Here is a 17,635-nt window from a genome sequence, read left to right on the forward strand (position 1 = left end):
TTTAGCCGCGCGTGCTGTTTGCGTTGCCGTCGAGGAGCCGTCATGGATGCCCGTTTGAACGCCTTTCTGGAGCGTGCCGAGTCAGTGCTGGCACGCCTGGAGCCCTTGTTGCCAGCGGTGCGTGCGCCGGTAGACTGGAATACCTGCGTGGCCGCGCGCTGGCAGCGCGAAGGCCGCAGCGGTTATTTGCAGGCACTTTCCGTTAGCCTGGAAACCCGTTTGAGCGACTTGATCGGCGTTGATCGGCAGTGCGAACAGTTAGGCCGCAACACACGCCAGTTCCTCGATGGCATGCCGGCCAACCATGCCTTGCTGTGGGGCTCGCGAGGCACCGGCAAGTCTTCGCTGGTGCGCGCACTGTTGGCCGAGCATTGTGGTGAGGGCCTGCGATTGATCGAAATCGAACGCGACCACCTGGCCGACCTGCCGCGCATCGTCGAGCAACTGGTCAAGCTGCCGCAGCGCTTCGTGTTGTTCTGCGATGACTTGAGTTTCGAGGCAGGGGAGGGTGACTACCGCATCTTGAAAAGCGTGCTGGACGGCTCCCTCGAACAGTCGCCCGACAACGTGCTGCTGTACGCCACGTCCAACCGCCGCCACCTGGTGCCGGAAAAACTCAGCGACAATGACCATTGGCAAACGGTGGATGGCGAGGTGCACCCCAGCGAGGCGGTGGAAGACAAAATCGCCCTGTCTGACCGTTTCGGCCTGTGGTTGTCGTTTTACCCCTTTACCCAAGAGCACTACCTGAACGTGGTCGAGCACTGGATCGGTGCGCTGGCAGCACCTTCCGGGCTTGCCTGGCAACGTACCGAAGAGCTGGATATTCTTGCCGCGCGTTGGGCCACCGGGCGCGGCAACCGCAATGGCCGATGTGCCTACCAATTCGCCCGTTACTGGGTGGGTCTGCAATTACTGGAGCAAGGTAAATGATTGATTTGAACAGCGCAGGGCAGGGGCTTGAGGGCTACTCGCTGCTCTGTGCGCAACTGGAGTCGTTGCTGGCCGATGAACGCGACTTCATCGCCAACGCCTCGCAGTTTTCCGCGTTCCTTTATCACCAGGTCGATGACCTGAACTGGGCCGGTTTCTACCTCAACCGCAACGAGGAGCTGTTGTTGGGCCCTTTCCAGGGGCAAGTGGCCTGCGTGCGTATCCCCTTCTCCAAGGGCGTGTGCGGCGCGGCGGCGGCGACCCGGCAAACCCAGCGGGTAGAAGATGTGCACGCGTTCCCTGGGCACATCGCCTGTGACAGCGCGTCCAACAGCGAACTGGTGGTGCCGTTGGTCAAGGAGGGGCGCCTGTTGGGCGTGCTGGACTTGGACAGCCCAAAGGTGGGGCGTTTCAGCGAAGTGGATCAGCGGGGGGTTGAAGCCTTGGTGGCGATCTTCTTGCGGTTGACTGAATGCTGACGTGGGTTTTATAGGGTACCGGCTGTAGGAACGGATTCATCCGCGAAAAGCACACCGCGTAAACCTGATGCATCACAGTGGCCAATTCGCGGATGAATCCGCTCCTACCTGTGTAGGAGCGGCGTCCGATGATCCCGGATCAATCGTACGCTTTCTTCTTTCTCCAATTCTCTTCGTCGTCGTCCTTCAGCCCGTCGGTCAGCTCGCTCTGCTCGGCTTCAACCTGCGCTTCGCGGCTGCTCAGTACCATGGAGTTGGAGCGGCCCAGCAGTTTCTCCATATACGCCAATTGCTCGGCATACAACGCGGGCTCCGGTTGCTTGCGCAAGTACTGCACGCCGCGCTCGAACGCCAGGCGCGCCTGGCCTGGCTGCTCTTGTTGCAGCGCCTGTTGGCCCAGGTTGTTGAAAAACTCGATATGCAGCAGCACCAGGATATGGCGGATCTCGCGAATCCAGTGCTTGGCCTCGTTGGCCGGCAGAAAGCCGTCCTGGGCGGCGCGGGTGATTTGGCTGTGCAAGGCTTCGAGCTGGAAACGCACGTCCTTGGCCTTGATTTCAGTCTGGATCGGCATCGGCGGGTTGTTGATCGAGATCGACTCGCCCTTGGCGATTTCCGCCTGCAGCTCGGCCAGGCGCGCCTTGGTGCCGGTATTGTTCTTGTCATGGGCCAACAGGCGCTGGTTGAGGTTCAGCTCCAGGCGCGTGAGCAACAGCTTCAGCGCCGGCGTCATGTATTGGCCGGGAAACGTCTCGGTGATCTCGCCGCAACGGCGCAAGCGGTCGTTGAGCTCGATCTTGAGCCGTGACTTCTCCAGTTTGTTGTTCTCCACCACGTTGTTGAGGTAACCGATGGCAATCAAAATAACGATCCCCGCTACTATAAGCAGGGTGATCATGAGTGGTGTCACGGTCTAAAGCCTCGTCAGGATGGTTTTCATTCGAGTGTAGTGGCTTCGTCTATAGGCGCATAGAGGGGAAAGCCTGATAGCGGCTTACGGCCATCGCGCGACGGATGGACGGGGCCGGGATTGGCAGTGAAGTCATTGATTTAAATAAATTTATCACAAGGGGTTGACGACTTCCCAAAGCATCCCTAGAATGCGCGCCACTTGCAGCGTAAAGCACACAGCGAAGCGCAGCGAGTAGTGAATGTTGTAGTGTGTCCCCTTCGTCTAGTGGCCTAGGACACCGCCCTTTCACGGCGGTAACAGGGGTTCGAGTCCCCTAGGGGACGCCATTGCGGGAATAGCTCAGTTGGTAGAGCACGACCTTGCCAAGGTCGGGGTCGCGAGTTCGAGTCTCGTTTCCCGCTCCATTTTTAAACGGTGTGGCCTTCGGGCGGCACTGAGTGAAACCAGGGCCAAGTCTTCGGGCTAGGGTCTGGGCACTGAACCACACACCATGTGTTTCAGTTAGCGTGTCCCCTTCGTCTAGTGGCCTAGGACACCGCCCTTTCACGGCGGTAACAGGGGTTCGAGTCCCCTAGGGGACGCCATTTGCGGGAATAGCTCAGTTGGTAGAGCACGACCTTGCCAAGGTCGGGGTCGCGAGTTCGAGTCTCGTTTCCCGCTCCATATTCGTCAAAAACGCCGCTCATTGAGCGGCGTTTTTGTGTGTGAGGGAAAATTTTTGATTGAAGGGCTTGCCAAGCTCGCCAAATCAGTCCAAAATCGCCTCCATCGAAAGTGATGAGTAAAAACTCAACGTTTTCAACAAGATACGCGGGAATAGCTCAGTTGGTAGAGCACGACCTTGCCAAGGTCGGGGTCGCGAGTTCGAGTCTCGTTTCCCGCTCCAAACATGGCAGCAAAGCATTCAGCAGAGTGCTTTGATGATCGAAAAAAGGCCCCTTTTGGGGCCTTTTTTTGTTGCCTGTACATAAATATACATATCCTTCGGTTGCTACCTCTAATTTTTGAGGTGTTCGTACGTCAGATCGCAATGGCCGACAACAGTTGATTTCAAATAGACCATCCTGTCTTTAAGTATGCGCAAGAAGCTTTGCTTGTTTGACGCAGATTGCGGAATAGCCCAGTTGTTCGCGGTCGAGCGCTGTTGTAGTACTATTTTCGGCTCTGCTGGATGACGACTACTGACAATAGGTTTGCGCTGCCATCATATTGATATCCTTATAACCAGTAACTTGATGCTCTGGCTGAGGTGACCACAAGCATCGTATCGTTAGCATGCTTCGCCGTTGGAGCAGTCGCAGTACTTGAGCAACTACCGGTGCGCGCTTAAACCCAGGTATCTGTCCTTGCCGAAAACGCCGGTAAAACGCACAATTCGGCTTAAAGTCATATGTGTTATTATAAACTTCCTAAATGTTCTTCCATTCCGTAACCCACGGGTGATGGATGATCGTCGGAGATAGTTCGGTCATTATTGTGATGAATGTACGTTTAATGTTGCTAAATATGTCTATTAGCTCTGAGGCATGAATTTTTTCGATCTTCGGGTCGGGTTTCCAATCAGTATTGCTTGTACAGGAAATTTCATAAAAGTCATTAATGTTTGAATAGTCGAGTTTTAGATATCTTTCTATTCCTTGTTCATAAAAATCTATATTGGCGGATTGCCTGATTTCCAGTGCTTTAATTGTGGCAGGTAATTGCTCGAGAAATACCGGCAGGTCAGTTCCAGTGTCAACGGGCCAGTGGTCCTGTCCGAATCCAGAGACTTTAAAGTCTACTTGATGCTCTATGAATCGACATACGTCTACTAAAATTGATCGGATATCATCTTCCTCCGTATTGTAGGTGCGAGGAATAAAATCACCGAAACAGCGATCTTTAACGAATATTTCTATTTCCATTTAAACTATTCCAGTACTGGGTATGCGGTTTTAAGTCCGCCGGGTTGGGCATTAACATTGCAGCTCTTACGGTGATGATATCTCCGTTTAGCGTGATCACTTGACCAAGATCAGGTGGGATTTGTATTTTTGTTGGTTCATTAATTTTTATACTGCCAATGATTTGCGAGGCTTGATCATTGTTAAGCCATTGTCGTTGGTTTTTGCCAGTGCCGCGTGCCCGGTCAAGTAGACGTTGGGTATTCCTGGCTTCAGCACCATGCTCACTGAATGTATGGCCAAATTGTTTAACGCTTTTCCAGTTGAATTTATCTGTTGAATCGCAGTTCAGCCCCCACGGATCAACCCACCCAACCGCATTCGGCGCGTACTGATAAAAGATTGATCCCACCAGCAATCCAATCTGATCAGTCTGTGTAAGCCGCCCAACATCCGGATCATAAAACCTAAACGTGTTGTGGTGCAGCCCGGTTTCGCGGTCAAGGTATTGGCCCTGAAAACGTAGGTTCTGTTCCTGCCCACCCTGAGTACGATGCCATTCGTCGCGGCTGTTGCCCCAGGCTTTGAATTCGCCGTGCCATACGCTCAGGCCGTGTTCGTCGGTGAGTTGTTCAGGTAGGCCGGCGATGTTGGTGTGGAAGTAGTAGATCTGATCGCTACCAGGGTTGCCGTCGATTCGAGCGAGTGGCTCGTAGTTGTTGGTGCCGGCGTAAAGATAGAGGCTGGGCCGTCCATCCTGGACTTCCTGCAGCAGGCGTAGGCCTTGCCACTGGAAGTCGGTGCGCTGGTAAGGCTGGTGATCGTCGTTTCGGTAGATCTGTTTGCCGATGCGCCGGCCCAGCGGGTCGTACCGGCAGTGGATGCGCAGACGTTCGCCGTGTTTGCTCTGTCGCACAAAGATCAAGCGCTGTTCGGCGTCGTATTCAAAAAACGTTGCACAGTGTGGCTGCGGACGCGTTTTTCGCTGAGGCGCCCGAAGTGGTTGCATTTGTCTTCGAGCACCTGCACGCGGTTGTGTTTGACGTAGCCACGCAGCACGCCATTCTGAGTCAGGTTGGCGGCGGTGTCGTAGTTTAAGGTTTCACTATTATGATCGGCATCTGCGGTGTCGCGCTGATAGCGATCGACGCATCCGCCAGGCAGTTGGCTATCGATTTGCTCGCCTCGATAGGGTAATATGCTGGCGTAGCAATACATAAAAATACTCAAAATGTTTAAAGTTTTTAAATTAATTGTTGCGCTATGTTTTTAGCTTTGTTCTGGAAAAGGACAGCGTTCCAGCGATAACTTCAATATAATGTTTATTGCTTTGAATTATAAAATGTTTGTATTCTGTTCTGTCATATTCTTTCCAGTCAGGGAAATAGCTCTTTCTTTCTGTAGTTAGTTTCTTAAGCCAAGAAGATTCACTGACTACCCAATAGCAAGAATTGAAATCATCATCTTCCCTGTTGGGGTAGTAATTTAGTCGCTTGTGTCTTTCAAGTTTTATTCCCCATACTTGCTTGAGATTTAACGCTCCAGCAAGCTTTGAGTATCTGTTGGCACTCAGCCAAATTTTAAATAAGATTTCTAAGTTGTCACCTTCGTTGTTAATGCAAACGTCATCATTGGGGGCTTGCTAAACTGGTAATTCAATAGGCGTCGCTCTATCTTGGTTGCTCATGCGTCATCCATTATATTTCGGAACTTTCGATGTCCCTTTGTAAGGTAGTCCATTTTACGTCATCGTATGACGTCAGTCGGTCAGAACAGCATTTATAATTGTTAGTATTCATTTTAGTTTGCCTGGGTTTAGAGCCTGTTTGATGACGCCAATCACTGCGGAGACTTGTCCTCCGCTTGAGCTAAATTTTAAAACTGTTAGTTTTACCTGTTGTGTATGTTATTAATTTTACTTGGTTGTATAAGATTTAAATATAATGCCCATTATTTTTAGTGGAGGTAGAGCGTTCCCTCATCTTTGCTTTACATAAAACGTGTTCGAGCCCTCCTACCCATATCGTCAAATAGATAAAATGTAGAAGTTTCTTTGTTTGATGTCCTATTGGTATCTCCATTACCTTGGTGGTGCAGATAACATTATAAATGTTTATTAATATGCTAATATATTTAATGGGTTTTCATCATTTCTAGGCTAAATATTATTTATGCTAAATTATTATGTTTGCTTGTCTAGTCTATTTAGAAGCTCGGTGATCTCATACTTATTTTTATCATATGGCGGTCGCCAAAGTATAATGTCATTTTCGATCCATTTGTCATATTCATAGCTTCCAATTTTCTCGGATAAGCTATGGCTAAGGGTTTTTCTTGCGGCAGCTAATTTATTAAGAATATCGTTCTCTCTAAAAAATAATAATAACGCTAGCGCAGTATTTTCTCTTTCTTCAAAACCAGAACCTATTTTGTCAATTGTAATCACCATTTCGTCCAAGTGGCTCAAAATTCTCTTTAGCGTTGAAGTTTTAATTTTGCACATTCCGCTCATATCGTCTATGTCTTTTTAGTAAAAGAGGTTTGTCTGGTTAATATCGCATTTTTACTTTGAGTCTCTCAAAGCCTATATTGTTTCTTTCTATGTGCGGCTCTTCAGCGTCTTATATTAAATTCAACATGGTTGCAAGATCGGTATGGTTTGATTCTAAATTTTTCATTTGCGTCGGCCATGCCAGTGGCTTTCCTTCGGTTTTTAGCAAAAACTGAGAGCGCGCGTTAACGGTCTGGCTGAGGTGGCCAAGAGCATCGTATGGTTAGTAGGCTTCGGTGTTAGCATCCGCAGTACTTAAGCTACTGCCCGCACGCGCTTAATCTCAGATATCTGTGCTTGCCGAGGGCGTCGAATTGCGCTCGATCCGGGTTGAGCGTGATACTTGCTCTCATAAAATACCGAATTTTTTATTCCGTAACACACGGATGATTGATAATCGTCGAAGACGGTTCGGTAATTATTTAATAAATATTCGATTCACGCTGGTAAATATCTCTATTATTTTTGAAGTGTGATTTTTTTGATCTGTAGATGGTTTTTAATTCCGATGGGTCGGGGCTACTCTGATAACACTACTGGCTGTCGTCTAATGCGCCAAATTCTATATCATTTTCAAATGAAAGATTTATGCACCAAGACACGTCCTTTGCTAATAAGTAATGAGATTGAGGGATTTCGATGAAGCAGGATATAAATTTTATTAAATTTGTGTTTGAAGTCAAGTACGCGTTTTCGGTTAGATTGTCACCTAAATAAATTAACTCGCTTGTTTTAGCGATTAACCCTTGTAATGGCTCTATGAACTGAACCATGTCTGAAATCGCCCTATTGTTACTGGTTTTGGCGTATTTATAGTTGTTTAATTTACAAAAGGCAACTCTGTTCCCCGAGAAAGGATATTTTTTTTCAATCAATTCAAATAATAAATCGGCTGGGCCGAGGTTGCTCACATGAATTTTCTTTCGGCGGCACAGGTCAATTAAATCTGAATCATAGGACATGGATTTTTAACCTTCGCAACTAGATGGTTTTCTGAAATTTTTCTGAATTTTAGTCACGGTTTTTTGAGTGGCTTCAAATAGAAAGTGCGGACCTTTTTCTTTTCCGGACCAAGTATTTATGTGAGCCTTGTTTTTCTCGTCAAATTCAACCCTGAAACCTATTTTGCCATCTGCGGTCTGCATTCCGATCGGTTGTCCTTTGATGTCACTGAAGCGGCCTAGGGTTTCCTTCTCAGCTTTGAATCCTCTTTCTTCTAACCACTTAATGGCAGCGTTTCGAGCTCGCTCATAAGTTTCGAGTTTTTTTACTTCCAACCCTAACGGATCAACCCACCCAACCGCATTCGGCGCGTACTGATAAAGATTGATCCCACCCAGCAATCCAATCGGATCAGTCTGTGTAAACCGCCCCACATCCGGATCATAAAACCTAAACGTGTTGTAGTGCAGCCCGGTTTCCCGGTCAAGGTATTGGCCCTGAAAACGCAGGTTCTGTTCCTGCCCGCTCTGGGTATGATGCCATTCGTCGCGGCTGTTGCCCCATGCTTTGAATTCGCCGTGCCATACGCTCAGGCCGTGTTCGTCGGTCAGTTGTTCGGGCAGGCCGGCGAGGTTGGTGTGGAAGTAGTAGATCTGCTCGCTACCCGGGTTGCCGTCGATTCGAGCGAGTGGCTCGTAGCTGTCGGTGTTGGCGTAAAGATAGAGGCTGGGCCTTCCATCCTGGACTTCCTGCAGCAGGCGTAGGCCTTGCCACTGGAAATCGGTGCGCTGGTACGGCAGGTGATCGTCGTTTCGGTAGGCATGTTTGCCGATGCGCCGGCCCAGCGGGTCGTACTGGTAGTGGATACGCAGGTGTTCGCCGTATTTGCTCTGCTGCACGTAGATCAAGCGCTGTTCTGCGTCGTACTCAAAACGTTGCACGGTGTGGCTGCCGATGCGCTTTTCGCTGAGGCGCCCGAAGCGGTCGTAGCGGTAGCGTTTGTCTTCGAATACCTGCACGCGGTTGTGTTTGACGTGGCCACGCAGTACGCCGTTCTGCATCAGGTTGGCGGCGGCGTCGTAGTTGAAGGTTTCGCTGTGCTGACCGGGCGTTTGTGGGGTGTGTTGGTAGTGCTGGCGGATGCGCTCGGTGGGGTCGTAGCGGTACTGCTGGCTGAGGGTGTGGCTTTTGCCGTTGCCCCTGGCGGGCTCGAAGCGGCCGATCACGGCGTCTTTGGGCGAGTGTTTGTTATCCCGGCGTTGGGTTTGGGTGAGTACTTCGGCAATCAGGTTGTCGCAGGCGTCGTACTCGTAGTCCTTGCTCAGCAGCGGTAATTCTTCGCGGGCGGCGTTGTGGTAGTGCAGGGCCTTTTGCGCGAGTCGGCCGTTGCGGTCATAGCGGGTGCGGGTGTGCAGTTGGCCCTGGGTACGCAGCACTTCTTCATGGAGGTTGTCGCGCTCGAAATCACAGATTACTCGGCCACCTAGGTTGATCTGGTGCAGGTGGCCGCTGCCGTAGTACAGGTGGTTGATGGTGCGCTGGTCGGGCAGGGTCAGGGTTTCGAGGTTGCCCAGTTCGTCGTAGTGGGATTTCAGCTCGCCGGTAGCGCTGGTTTCACTGAGCAGGTGCCCGGCCTTGTCGTAGCTGAACGCCAGTGGTTGCTGCTGGCCGTTGAGGTCGGTGAAGGTGATCGACAGTAGGTTGTCGGCGTTGTCGTAGGTGTAGTCGGTGACGCCGTCGGCAGTGTTTTTTTTGATCAAGCGCCCGGCGGCATCACGTTCGAAACGGTGTTTGAGCGGCGGGCAGTCATCGTCCTTCGCGTCGCTGTCATCGGCCGCTGAGGCTGGGACAGGCACATGATCCACGCCGCAGACATCGCCGACGGCGTTATAGTGGTAACAGCACCCGCTGCCGTCCAGGTCGCGCTGGGCCACCAGCCGATCCAGTGGGTCCCAACCGAAGGCGTAGGCTTCGTTGTTTTCGTTGGTCAGCTTTTTCAGGCGGCCATAGGCGTCGTAGCTCAAGCGCACACTGTGGCCCTGGGCATCGGTACGCTGTTTGACCCGGCCACTGAGGTCGTACTGGTAGCAGGTGGTCTGCTGGGCGGGGTCGGTGTAGCCGATGATCTGGCCTGCGCTGTCGCGCTCGTAGCGGTCGAGACGGCCGTCCGGGCGTTCGCTTTCAATCAGTAGGCCGCGCCGGTCATAGCGGTAGTGCTGGCTTTCACCGCGTGCGTTGATGCTCTGGCTGAGCTGACCGCGGGCATCGTAGCGGTAGTGGGTTTCGGCGTTGGAGCAGTCGCGGTAGCTGAGCAGTTGACTGTGCGTGTTCCAGCCCAGGGTTTTGTGTTTGCCTGTGGCGTCGGTGATGGACACCACCCGGCCTTGCGGGTCGTAGCCGTAATGGGTGGTGTGCCCGAGCGGGTCTTGTTCGCTGAGCAGGTTGCCGCGTTCATCGTAGCGGTAGGTGCGGGTGCAGCCGCCGCGGTCGGTGATGCTCAGCGGCAGTGCCCAGTGCTCGGTGTAGTAGAGGCGCTCGCTGCGGCCCAGCGGGTCGCGGGTTTCGATCAGGCGGCCGATTTCGTCGTAAGCGTAATGCCACTCGCCGCCTTGTGGGTCGGTGGTTTTGAGCAATTGCCCCGCCAGCATGTCGTCCCGCCAGCATTGGCCCAACGGGTCGATATGCTGATAGACCTCGTACAGCGGGCCCCAGAAATAATGATCCGTGCGGCCGAGGCTATCCACGACACGGGTTTCGCCTTTTTCCAGGTCATAGCTGAAGTGGTAGTCCTCGCCATCGCTGCCCCAGTGCCGCACCACGCGCCATTCATGGTCGGGTTGCGGTTCGAGCAAAGGCGGCAGGGTGTACGGAGTGCCATCGGCGCGCACGGGTTGCGGACGGTATTGCGGGACGGCGAATATGGCCCATTGATAGTGGCGGGTGGCGCCGCTGGCCAGGGTGTGGCTACTCAGGTAATGCTCGGGGGTATAGGTAAAGCGCCGCACGACTTGGCCATTGGCATCAAGTACCGCGCTCAAGTTACCCTTGTCGGTGTACCGGTAATTCACCAACGCTTCTCTGCGTTCAATCTGACTGGGTTCGTTGGGCTTGAGGAATAGGCGATCGACTTGGCTGACCCGATTCGTGTGCAGGGCGTCGTAGTGCAAGTGGACGGTCAAATGGCTGACGGGGTCGACCACCAGTACCAGTCGAGCAGTTTCGTCATAGAGCAGATTGAGCAGGTTGCGATTGCGATCACCGAGGCGCACCAGGCGTGAGCGTTGGGCGTCGTGCGGATCGACTTCAAAGACTTGATAGAGCCCCTCGTGAATGTCTTCGACCACCGTCAGGCCTTCGCCCAGCTGATAGAAACTCAGGCCGTCGAGGATGCTGACAAAGCTGTCGCCGGTGTTGAGGCGACCCAGTTCCAAACGGCTGCCCTGGGCGTCGATATACACCCACAAATCACCGCCGTCAGGGTGCGGAACACGGACGATCTCGACTTCGTAAAACACACTCCAGCCTGGCCCAAACAGGCCGCTGGTGCGCAGGTCCTCACTGTTGTATTGGCGGGCCCAGTCAATCGGCAAAATGCCCGGTAAAGTGAAATCGACGTCTTCAGGGCCATTTTGGAATTTGCTGCCGGTGGAGACTGAGACCGGGTTGCCCTTGCAGCGGCGGCCGGCGACTTTTCTGGACAGCAACATGCCGATAATCAGCCCGGCAATCATCCCCAGTTTGTTCTTGCCGCTGCGGATTTCGCGCACCACCAACGACTCCCCACCAATGCGCACATCAGGGGAGATGGCAATATCCGCGTTGATGGTCGCTTCACACGTGGTACGTTCGCTATCCCGCGCGGCCGGCTGGCTATTGATGAAAACGTCCCGTGAGCCTTCCGCGATGTATTGCAGCGGCATGGGAGGGTGCCGGATGCAAGCCACTTCGTCCTGTTCGGCAGCGGTTGTGCCAGGGTTGGGTTGCGTGACAACGGGCGGGTTGATGATGGTATCCGCCGCCTGATACCAGCCGTAGGGCGTCAGCCCCACGACCAGTGCCCCAAGTGTTTCCAACACGCCGGGTTTTGCCGGTTCCGTGTCCGGTACATCGGTGATTTGATACCCGGCAGCACGTGCCGCAGGCAAGGCATTGATGAATGTGTCTTGGGAGCCTGATGCGATGATTCCGGCAGGTACGGGCGGGAAAATCATATTGGCCACTGCATCGCAGCCATCACTGATGTGTTCGGTGATGCTTTTGCCGCCGACCGGGATCAAGCTGGTCGCGGCGCCCAAGAGCAACCCGGCCCCGACGGCCACGGCGGTTGCACCTACCGCCGCCACCAAGGTACACGGTGCTGCCGCCACCAATGCCGCCGTTGCCGCGGCGTAGATGACACCTTGTGCAACGACACTCAAAATTTCAGCCCACACCGAGATGTGGATTATTGCGTCGCCTTTGCGGGCGGCTTTGACTTTGTCTGCCACTAAATGCTCCTACTGCGCGATGGTCACCGGTGCGTTCAGACAAACCGCAAAGTGTGTTTGATGGCGCGCCAGTGGTCGCAGTCGGCATCGGTCAATACGCTTTTCTTACTGTAAGTGAGGGCCAACATGCGCGGCTCACCGGGCACTTGGCAGACCAGTTGGTATTGGTATGAGGGGCTGCTCCCCTGTATGAATTGGGTAACGACTTCCAAGCCTTCCAGATGATCGTCCTCACCTGTCATGACGGCCTTTGGCCCGGTGTATTGAAGGGCTTTGACCTGGTGCTTGAGAACTTTCAACTGCAGGGCATAGGTGCTGGCGAGGGTGGTGCCTTCCTCTATTGCGCCGCGAGCAATCACCAAGGTGGTTTGCCGTTCCTTGAAGATGAACACGTTGAGGCTGTTGTCATCCGGTTGGTCGCCCTGGAAGCCAATCAGCAGATCATTGGTGCGGTAGTGGGTCATGCAGCAAATTCCTTGAATCGATAGGTCGTCTGGATGTTCAGGGTCAGCCTTTGCTGAAATGGCGATCGACATCACCCTTGATTGCCGCATCGCTGACGCCCACGGCGCTGATGTTTGCTGCTTTACCGGCCATGTTCAGGTCAAGCTTGGCGCCGAGGGTGTTGAGCTTTCCGGCTTGATTGGCAGTGATATTGAAGTTTTCGCAGGTGATATTCAGGTCGCCGTTGGCGTTCAGTTCAATCACGGTTTTGCCGCATTCAAGCCGTAGTTTTGAACCGACACCGATGTAGTACTCACTGGCGACGTGATCGTTTTTGTTGCCGCCCACCTTCAGCGTGTCGTTGGTTTTCACCACGCGTAAGCGGTTGCGGCCCACGGTGATGGTTTCGTCTTGGCCCACTGCGTGGGTGCGGTCAACGCCCACGCAGTGGGTCTCGTCGTTGTTGACCATCACGTTCTGGTCTCTCTGCGCATGCAGGTAGACTTCTTCCAACCCCTTCTCATCCTCAAACCGCAGCTCATTGAAGCCATCCCCCTTGTGGGTCTGGCTTTTGATGGTCATGCGGGTTTTGTGCTTGGGCAGTTCGTAGGGCGGCAGGTTGGCTTCGCGGTAAGCGCGGCCCGTGGCAATGGGCTGGTCTGGATCGCCGTCGAAGTACTGGATGATCAGTTCCTGACCGATGCGCGGAATGGCCATCGCGCCCCAAGTGGTGCCAGCCCAGCCCTGGGCTACCCGGATCCAGCAGGAGCTGTGCTCGTTGTTTTGGCTGTTGCGGTCCCAGGGGAAGCTGACTTTGATGCGGCCCCATTCATCACAGAAAATCTCTTCGTCGGGCGGGCCGACCACCGTGGCGGTTTGCGGGCCGTCGATGCGCGGTTTGGGGCATAGCGGGGCCTTCCATTCGAAGGCGGCGGGCGCCAGGGTGGCCTCAAGGTTGTAGTGGGTGCCTGAGGCGCTGGCGGCCGCTTCTTCCTGTTGGCTGCTGTGCTGGATGCCGGTGTGGAAGACGCTCACGGTGCGCCAGCGGATGTTCATGTCGTCGCGTGGGTGGTCGATCAGGTCGAAGGATTTTCCCGGTTGCAGGCGGGCATCATCCCCTTCGACCTTAGCGATGCGGGCGTCGCTGCGCAGGGCGTTCAGGCGTGTCTGGGTGAAGGGCTTGCCGGCGATGTCGCGCTTATAGCGGCCGGGATAATCGAAGCGTTCATAGTCGCCCCCCTGATGCTCTAGCTGGGTACCGTTGGCGATGTGTTCCAGGTCGTAGCGCGGGTGGGTGAAGGTGTAGTCGCGCTGCACCTGGCGGGCAGTGCGGACGTGTTCGGTGTAGTGGAAGCGGTGCAGGGCTGGTTCCGGTTGATCGCCGCCACCCATGGCCTGGTACAACACGGTGCAGGCGTCTTTGGGGGCGATGGTGCCGAGTGCGCTGACACGGTCGGTGATGATCAGGCGATGGCCGTCGGCCCGGTGTTCGAAGGTGTAGAGCAAGCCTTCTTCGGCGGCCAGCCGGGCGATGAAGGCCAGGTCGGTTTCGCCGGCCTGGACGCAGTATTCTCGGGGTTGGTGGCCGTAACTGATGGTGTGTTCGTAGTCGCTCAGGCGATGGGCCTTGAACACGGCGTCGAGGATTTGCGGCACACTTTGCTGCTGGAAGATCCGCCAGTTGGAACACAGCCCGGTTCTGGCCAGCGCGGGTTCAACCACGGCGCTATAGCGGGTGCGGCGAAAGCCGGTATCGCCTTGAGTCAGGGAACTGATGAGGCCATGCACGTAACGCACCGGCGTTGCATCGCGCCAAATGGTCAGCAACGCGGGTTTGTCCAGCAGCGTGCCGAAGTCCAGTTCAGCATCGGGGCTTGCCAGTTGCAGCGCCAATTTGAAGGGCCGGGAAAGGCCTTCGTCGAGGGTGAATTCGATGACCTCGAAGTCGGTGCCGCCGCTGGGTTGGAAGGTAAAACGTAAGTCGCTTTGGCGGGGCATGAGGCCCTCCTTGGGGCACGCTACCGCCCAGCCCTTGGTCTGGACGGGCTGGAGGGTAGCGAACAGTGAAAGCCTTGCCCAATCAGTGGGGCAGAAGGAATGGCAGTTGTTTAAACTGGGCTGCGCCAGTCGTCCGAGCCCTCGGTGCCGGATATAACGTGTTCCCAGATGATCTTGCGATACGTCATGCTGACTTCAACGATCTGGGTGTAACTGGCACTGCTCGGATCCTGTGCATGAGGAAGAGTGGTATCGATGGAGACGATGGTGGCGTCTTCAAACAGGGTGCGATAAAACTTTTCCTGCTTGCCGTCGGTTGAAGTGCGGTACCACTCCACCAGCACATTGGTCAATGTTTCGCCGGTGGCCAGCGCTACGTTGAGCAGTGGGATGGCTTTGTTCATGGAACAGCTGAAGATGAAAGGCGAGTGCACGCGAGGCCCGGCGGGTTGGCCGCTTTGTGGGTCTGTGGGCGTTTTGATCGAATGTTTGATCGCCTGGACGAGGATTTCGTCCTCATGCCCTTCGACAAAGACATTGCCCACCGAGTCGGCGGTAAAGGCGCCTTTAGTGATGAGCCCCTGGGTTTTGCCTTCGATCGTGATGTACGCGGGTGTAGACATGAAAAACTCCTGTAACGCTTAAAAAACGACCCGAAGGTCGCCACTGTCGATCTGACAGTGGGTACTGGCGCATAGGCGCCAATTCGTGGTCCGCGCTCTGCCGTCAGGGCTGGAAGCGATAGCACTCGGCGGGGGCAGGGCTGATCCGGGCTATAGAGTGAGAATTCCGTCCAGTGCACGCAGCACTTGCTGGGTGGTGCTGTTCAGGCGCACGGCGTAGATCGTGTAGGCGACCATCAGCACGACCGTGGCCACGGCCCATGGCGTCCACCATGGCCATTGCTGGTTGACTCTGTAATGACGAGGGGCGACGTTGATCATCGGGTCGGTCAGTCGCTCGGGCGCGGGGCCGCGCAGTTGACGGAGGATGCGGTGCAGTTTGGTGATGATCTTTTGTCGCTCGGCATCACCGTTGGGCTGCAGTGCGTATTTGCCTTTAAGGCCCATGCATAGGCATAGGTACATGCATTCCAGCAGGTGCTGGTATTTGGCCGCGTCCATTTGCAGGCGCGAGAGCACGGTGAAAAATTTCTCACCGCCCCAGGTTTCCTTGTGAATGTCACTGAGCAAGGAACAGCCGCTCCAGGTGGAATGTTTGCCCCAAGGCGTGGCCATGACTGTTTCGTCCATCAACAGGCACAGGCTGTAGGAGTAGGCCAGCCGGGTCGCGTCGTCGTAGTCGCGTTGGCGTACTTCTTCCAGGATCGTGGTGATCTGGTTGTGCACGCTGCGGTACAAGGCGGGCACGTCGTTGCATCGATCCAGCGAGCGCAGGCGCATGACCAAGCCGAACAACGGCATCGCGGCGTCGGCCAAGGGGTTGTAAGCCAGGCCGCGCAGCTGGAATTCAGGGTCTGCTAGCGCTAGCTGCTGCTCGGGCTGCGGCGCAGTGGCCGACGCGGCATCGGTTACTTTATGCAGTAGCGCGCTTAGTAACGGGGCAGGCTGCTCGGCGGGGCGCGGTGTGATGGGGTCTGTCATCTCATTGGCTCCTGATGGCCCAGAACTGCAGTTCCAGTTCGGGGAAGTCGGCGGCAATGTGGAAACCGAAGCCGGCCGCGCCGGTCAGGCTCTGCCAGGCGGGGTGATGGCGATCGAGTTCGAAGTAGCTGAACCCGGCATGGAAGGGCAGGTGTCGAGGTGCCACCGGCAGCGGGATCAGCGGGATGCCTGGCAACTGCAAGCTGACCAGTTTGCTGAGTTGCTCCAGTGAGCTGACCTTGGTCTGTTGCAGGAACTGTTGGCGCAATATTTCCAGAGGCATCTGCGCGCGCACCGCGAGGATGAACTCGGCGTCCTTCAGTAGCAGGCTGTCATGCACGGCAGCGGTCAACACCCCGTACTGCTGGGTTTCGATCGGCAACGAAACAGCGCGCGGTTGCAGCACGGTGCCCAAGGCTCGGCGCAGGGTGTCCTGCAGAGGCTTGAGTGATTGACGCAGGCTGTCATGCTGGTAGGCCGGATATTCCAGGGGCAAACGACCGTCGTCGGTAAAGGTGACCAGTTCGCCGCAGGCCTGACTGAAGGCAATGTAGAGCTGCTCCGGATGCACATGTGGGCGCCGGGCCAGATGCTGGAAAAGCGGGTAGAGGCGGTTGAGGGTCTGCAATAGGTTGAAGTCGGTGACGTCCGCTACCCCGGACTGGCTGGTCGAACCGATACGCTCGGCAATGGCGCGGGCACGTTCGCGCATCAGCCCGGCAATTTCCCCGAGGTAACGTTTTAGCGGTGGTACGGCATGCACCGACACGCTGGTGGGATAGAAATCTTCATCCATCACCACGCTGCCGTCTGGTCGTTTGTCCAGGATCCGCCCCAGGGCAATTCCGGTAAATGCACTGCGGTCGTTGCGGGCCAGCATCATTTGCAAGTTCGGCACAGCCAGCTCCATAGCGACTTGGTCGCCGTCCTCGCTGTGGGTGTCGTGCACTTCGCTACGCTGGGCGCTGTAACGACTGTTGGCATAGTTTTCAGGCCATTGCACCTCTAGGACCCCATCGCTGCGTAATAGCAGGCAAAGGTGGACGACCTGGTTGACCGCCGAGCTGTCAGGGATGTCCAGCGGTGGTGGGGGGGGCTGGTCATTGGGAATATCAAAAACGCTGCCATCGGGCATCAGGCCGCGGGCGCGGATGATGGCGATCTTGCCGAAGCTCAGGTACTCGGAGTTAAGCTCCAATTCACTGAAGCCATACAACGTGTCATTAAGGCAGTTGAGGCGTTGCTGCAGTTGCGACTCAGCTGCACGTGCCTGCTGTTGAAAGTGCTGGGGTTTGACGAACAAACCTTCGTACCAGATCACGGGGTTGGAACTCATCGGCAGGCTCTCTGTAAACGTAGGGAAAGGGCAGACTTTGCCGGGCAGACCGGACGGACGTGGAC

Annotated in this window: 14 protein-coding genes and 5 tRNA genes; 7 read left to right on the forward strand and 12 right to left on the reverse strand. The window is 55.0% G+C overall.

The window, feature by feature from the left end:
* Positions 1 to 42 precede the first annotated feature (42 nt).
* Together L9B60_RS20305 and L9B60_RS20310 are read left to right on the forward strand one after the other, a co-directional pair.
* A complete protein-coding gene (locus L9B60_RS20305) occupies positions 43 to 933 on the forward strand; it encodes an ATP-binding protein (protein ID WP_249672565.1) in 891 nt (296 codons plus the stop codon).
* Entirely contained in the window at positions 930 to 1,412 is a 483-nt protein-coding gene (locus tag L9B60_RS20310; RefSeq protein WP_249672567.1) for a free L-methionine (R)-S-oxide reductase MsrC, read from the forward strand. Before L9B60_RS20305 ends, L9B60_RS20310 begins: the two co-directional genes overlap by 4 nt.
* A 139-nt stretch (positions 1,413 to 1,551) precedes the next feature.
* Here the strand turns inward: L9B60_RS20310 and L9B60_RS20315 are convergent, their stop codons facing one another.
* Entirely contained in the window at positions 1,552 to 2,322 is a 771-nt protein-coding gene (locus L9B60_RS20315) for a hypothetical protein (RefSeq protein WP_249672569.1), read from the reverse strand.
* 253 nt (positions 2,323 to 2,575) lie between these two features.
* Here L9B60_RS20315 and L9B60_RS20320 point away from each other — a divergent pair.
* From L9B60_RS20320 to L9B60_RS20340, 5 genes are all read left to right on the forward strand, one after another.
* Positions 2,576 to 2,651, forward strand: a tRNA-Glu gene (locus tag L9B60_RS20320).
* 2 nt (positions 2,652 to 2,653) lie between these two features.
* Positions 2,654 to 2,729, forward strand: a tRNA-Gly gene (locus tag L9B60_RS20325).
* Between the two features lie 104 nt (positions 2,730 to 2,833).
* Positions 2,834 to 2,909, forward strand: a tRNA-Glu gene (locus L9B60_RS20330).
* A gap of 3 nt (positions 2,910 to 2,912) precedes the next feature.
* Positions 2,913 to 2,988 (forward strand) — tRNA-Gly (locus L9B60_RS20335).
* 147 nt (positions 2,989 to 3,135) lie between these two features.
* Positions 3,136 to 3,211: transfer RNA gene (locus L9B60_RS20340), tRNA-Gly, on the forward strand.
* A gap of 523 nt (positions 3,212 to 3,734) precedes the next feature.
* Here the strand turns inward: L9B60_RS20340 and L9B60_RS20345 are convergent.
* From L9B60_RS20345 to tssK, 11 genes are all read right to left on the reverse strand, one after another.
* On the reverse strand, positions 3,735 to 4,229 hold the full coding sequence (locus tag L9B60_RS20345) for a hypothetical protein (RefSeq protein ID WP_249672571.1): 495 nt from the start codon (positions 4,227 to 4,229) through the stop codon (positions 3,735 to 3,737).
* The gene (locus tag L9B60_RS20350; RefSeq protein WP_249679811.1) at positions 4,207 to 5,124 is read right to left on the reverse strand and encodes an RHS repeat domain-containing protein; all 918 of its coding nucleotides are present in this window, start codon (positions 5,122 to 5,124) and stop codon (positions 4,207 to 4,209) included. Before L9B60_RS20350 ends, L9B60_RS20345 begins: the two co-directional genes overlap by 23 nt.
* Positions 5,125 to 5,129: 5 nt before the next feature.
* The gene (locus tag L9B60_RS20355; RefSeq protein WP_249672574.1) at positions 5,130 to 5,426 is read right to left on the reverse strand and encodes a hypothetical protein; all 297 of its coding nucleotides are present in this window, start codon (positions 5,424 to 5,426) and stop codon (positions 5,130 to 5,132) included.
* A gap of 964 nt (positions 5,427 to 6,390) precedes the next feature.
* Positions 6,391 to 6,675: a hypothetical protein gene (locus tag L9B60_RS20360; RefSeq protein ID WP_249672575.1), complete on the reverse strand. Its 285-nt coding sequence runs from the start codon at positions 6,673 to 6,675 to the stop codon at positions 6,391 to 6,393.
* A 617-nt stretch (positions 6,676 to 7,292) separates the two neighbouring features.
* Positions 7,293 to 7,721 carry a hypothetical protein gene (locus tag L9B60_RS20365; protein WP_249672578.1) on the reverse strand — a complete coding sequence of 143 codons (429 nt, stop codon included), beginning with the start codon at positions 7,719 to 7,721 and terminating at the stop codon, positions 7,293 to 7,295.
* Between the two features lie 6 nt (positions 7,722 to 7,727).
* Entirely contained in the window at positions 7,728 to 12,188 is a 4,461-nt protein-coding gene (locus tag L9B60_RS20370; RefSeq protein WP_249672579.1) for an RHS repeat-associated core domain-containing protein, read from the reverse strand.
* A 35-nt stretch (positions 12,189 to 12,223) separates the two neighbouring features.
* Positions 12,224 to 12,724 carry a DcrB-related protein gene (locus tag L9B60_RS20375; protein ID WP_249672581.1) on the reverse strand — a complete coding sequence of 167 codons (501 nt, stop codon included), beginning with the start codon at positions 12,722 to 12,724 and terminating at the stop codon, positions 12,224 to 12,226.
* A complete protein-coding gene (locus L9B60_RS20380) occupies positions 12,696 to 14,630 on the reverse strand; it encodes a type VI secretion system Vgr family protein (protein WP_249672582.1) in 1,935 nt (644 codons plus the stop codon). Before L9B60_RS20380 ends, L9B60_RS20375 begins: the two co-directional genes overlap by 29 nt.
* Before the next feature lie 110 nt (positions 14,631 to 14,740).
* On the reverse strand, positions 14,741 to 15,253 hold the full coding sequence (locus L9B60_RS20385) for an Hcp family type VI secretion system effector (protein WP_249672585.1): 513 nt from the start codon (positions 15,251 to 15,253) through the stop codon (positions 14,741 to 14,743).
* 150 nt (positions 15,254 to 15,403) lie between these two features.
* Entirely contained in the window at positions 15,404 to 16,234 is an 831-nt protein-coding gene (icmH, locus tag L9B60_RS20390) for a type IVB secretion system protein IcmH/DotU (protein ID WP_249672586.1), read from the reverse strand.
* 1 nt (position 16,235) lies between these two features.
* A complete protein-coding gene (gene tssK / locus L9B60_RS20395; protein ID WP_249672588.1) occupies positions 16,236 to 17,570 on the reverse strand; it encodes a type VI secretion system baseplate subunit TssK in 1,335 nt (444 codons plus the stop codon).
* Between the last annotated feature and the right edge of the window lie 65 nt (positions 17,571 to 17,635).

The organism is Pseudomonas abieticivorans, from assembly GCF_023509015.1.
Lineage (GTDB): Bacteria > Pseudomonadota > Gammaproteobacteria > Pseudomonadales > Pseudomonadaceae > Aquipseudomonas > Aquipseudomonas abieticivorans.

What these genes read in the sequence shown, in the direction of transcription:
- L9B60_RS20305 (WP_249672565.1), top strand. Translation starts at nt 43, where the DNA reads ATGGATGCCCGTTTGAACGCCTTTCTGGAGCGTGCCGAGTCAGTGCTG.
- L9B60_RS20375 (WP_249672581.1), bottom strand. Translation starts at nt 12,724, where the DNA reads ATGTCGATCGCCATTTCAGCAAAGGCTGACCCTGAACATCCAGACGAC.
- L9B60_RS20380 (WP_249672582.1), bottom strand. Translation starts at nt 14,630, where the DNA reads ATGCCCCGCCAAAGCGACTTACGTTTTACCTTCCAACCCAGCGGCGGC.
- L9B60_RS20365 (WP_249672578.1), bottom strand. Translation starts at nt 7,721, where the DNA reads ATGTCCTATGATTCAGATTTAATTGACCTGTGCCGCCGAAAGAAAATT.
- icmH (WP_249672586.1), bottom strand. Translation starts at nt 16,234, where the DNA reads ATGACAGACCCCATCACACCGCGCCCCGCCGAGCAGCCTGCCCCGTTA.
- L9B60_RS20355 (WP_249672574.1), bottom strand. Translation starts at nt 5,426, where the DNA reads ATGTATTGCTACGCCAGCATATTACCCTATCGAGGCGAGCAAATCGAT.
- L9B60_RS20345 (WP_249672571.1), bottom strand. Translation starts at nt 4,229, where the DNA reads ATGGAAATAGAAATATTCGTTAAAGATCGCTGTTTCGGTGATTTTATT.
- L9B60_RS20310 (WP_249672567.1), top strand. Translation starts at nt 930, where the DNA reads ATGATTGATTTGAACAGCGCAGGGCAGGGGCTTGAGGGCTACTCGCTG.
- tssK (WP_249672588.1), bottom strand. Translation starts at nt 17,570, where the DNA reads ATGAGTTCCAACCCCGTGATCTGGTACGAAGGTTTGTTCGTCAAACCC.
- L9B60_RS20385 (WP_249672585.1), bottom strand. Translation starts at nt 15,253, where the DNA reads ATGTCTACACCCGCGTACATCACGATCGAAGGCAAAACCCAGGGGCTC.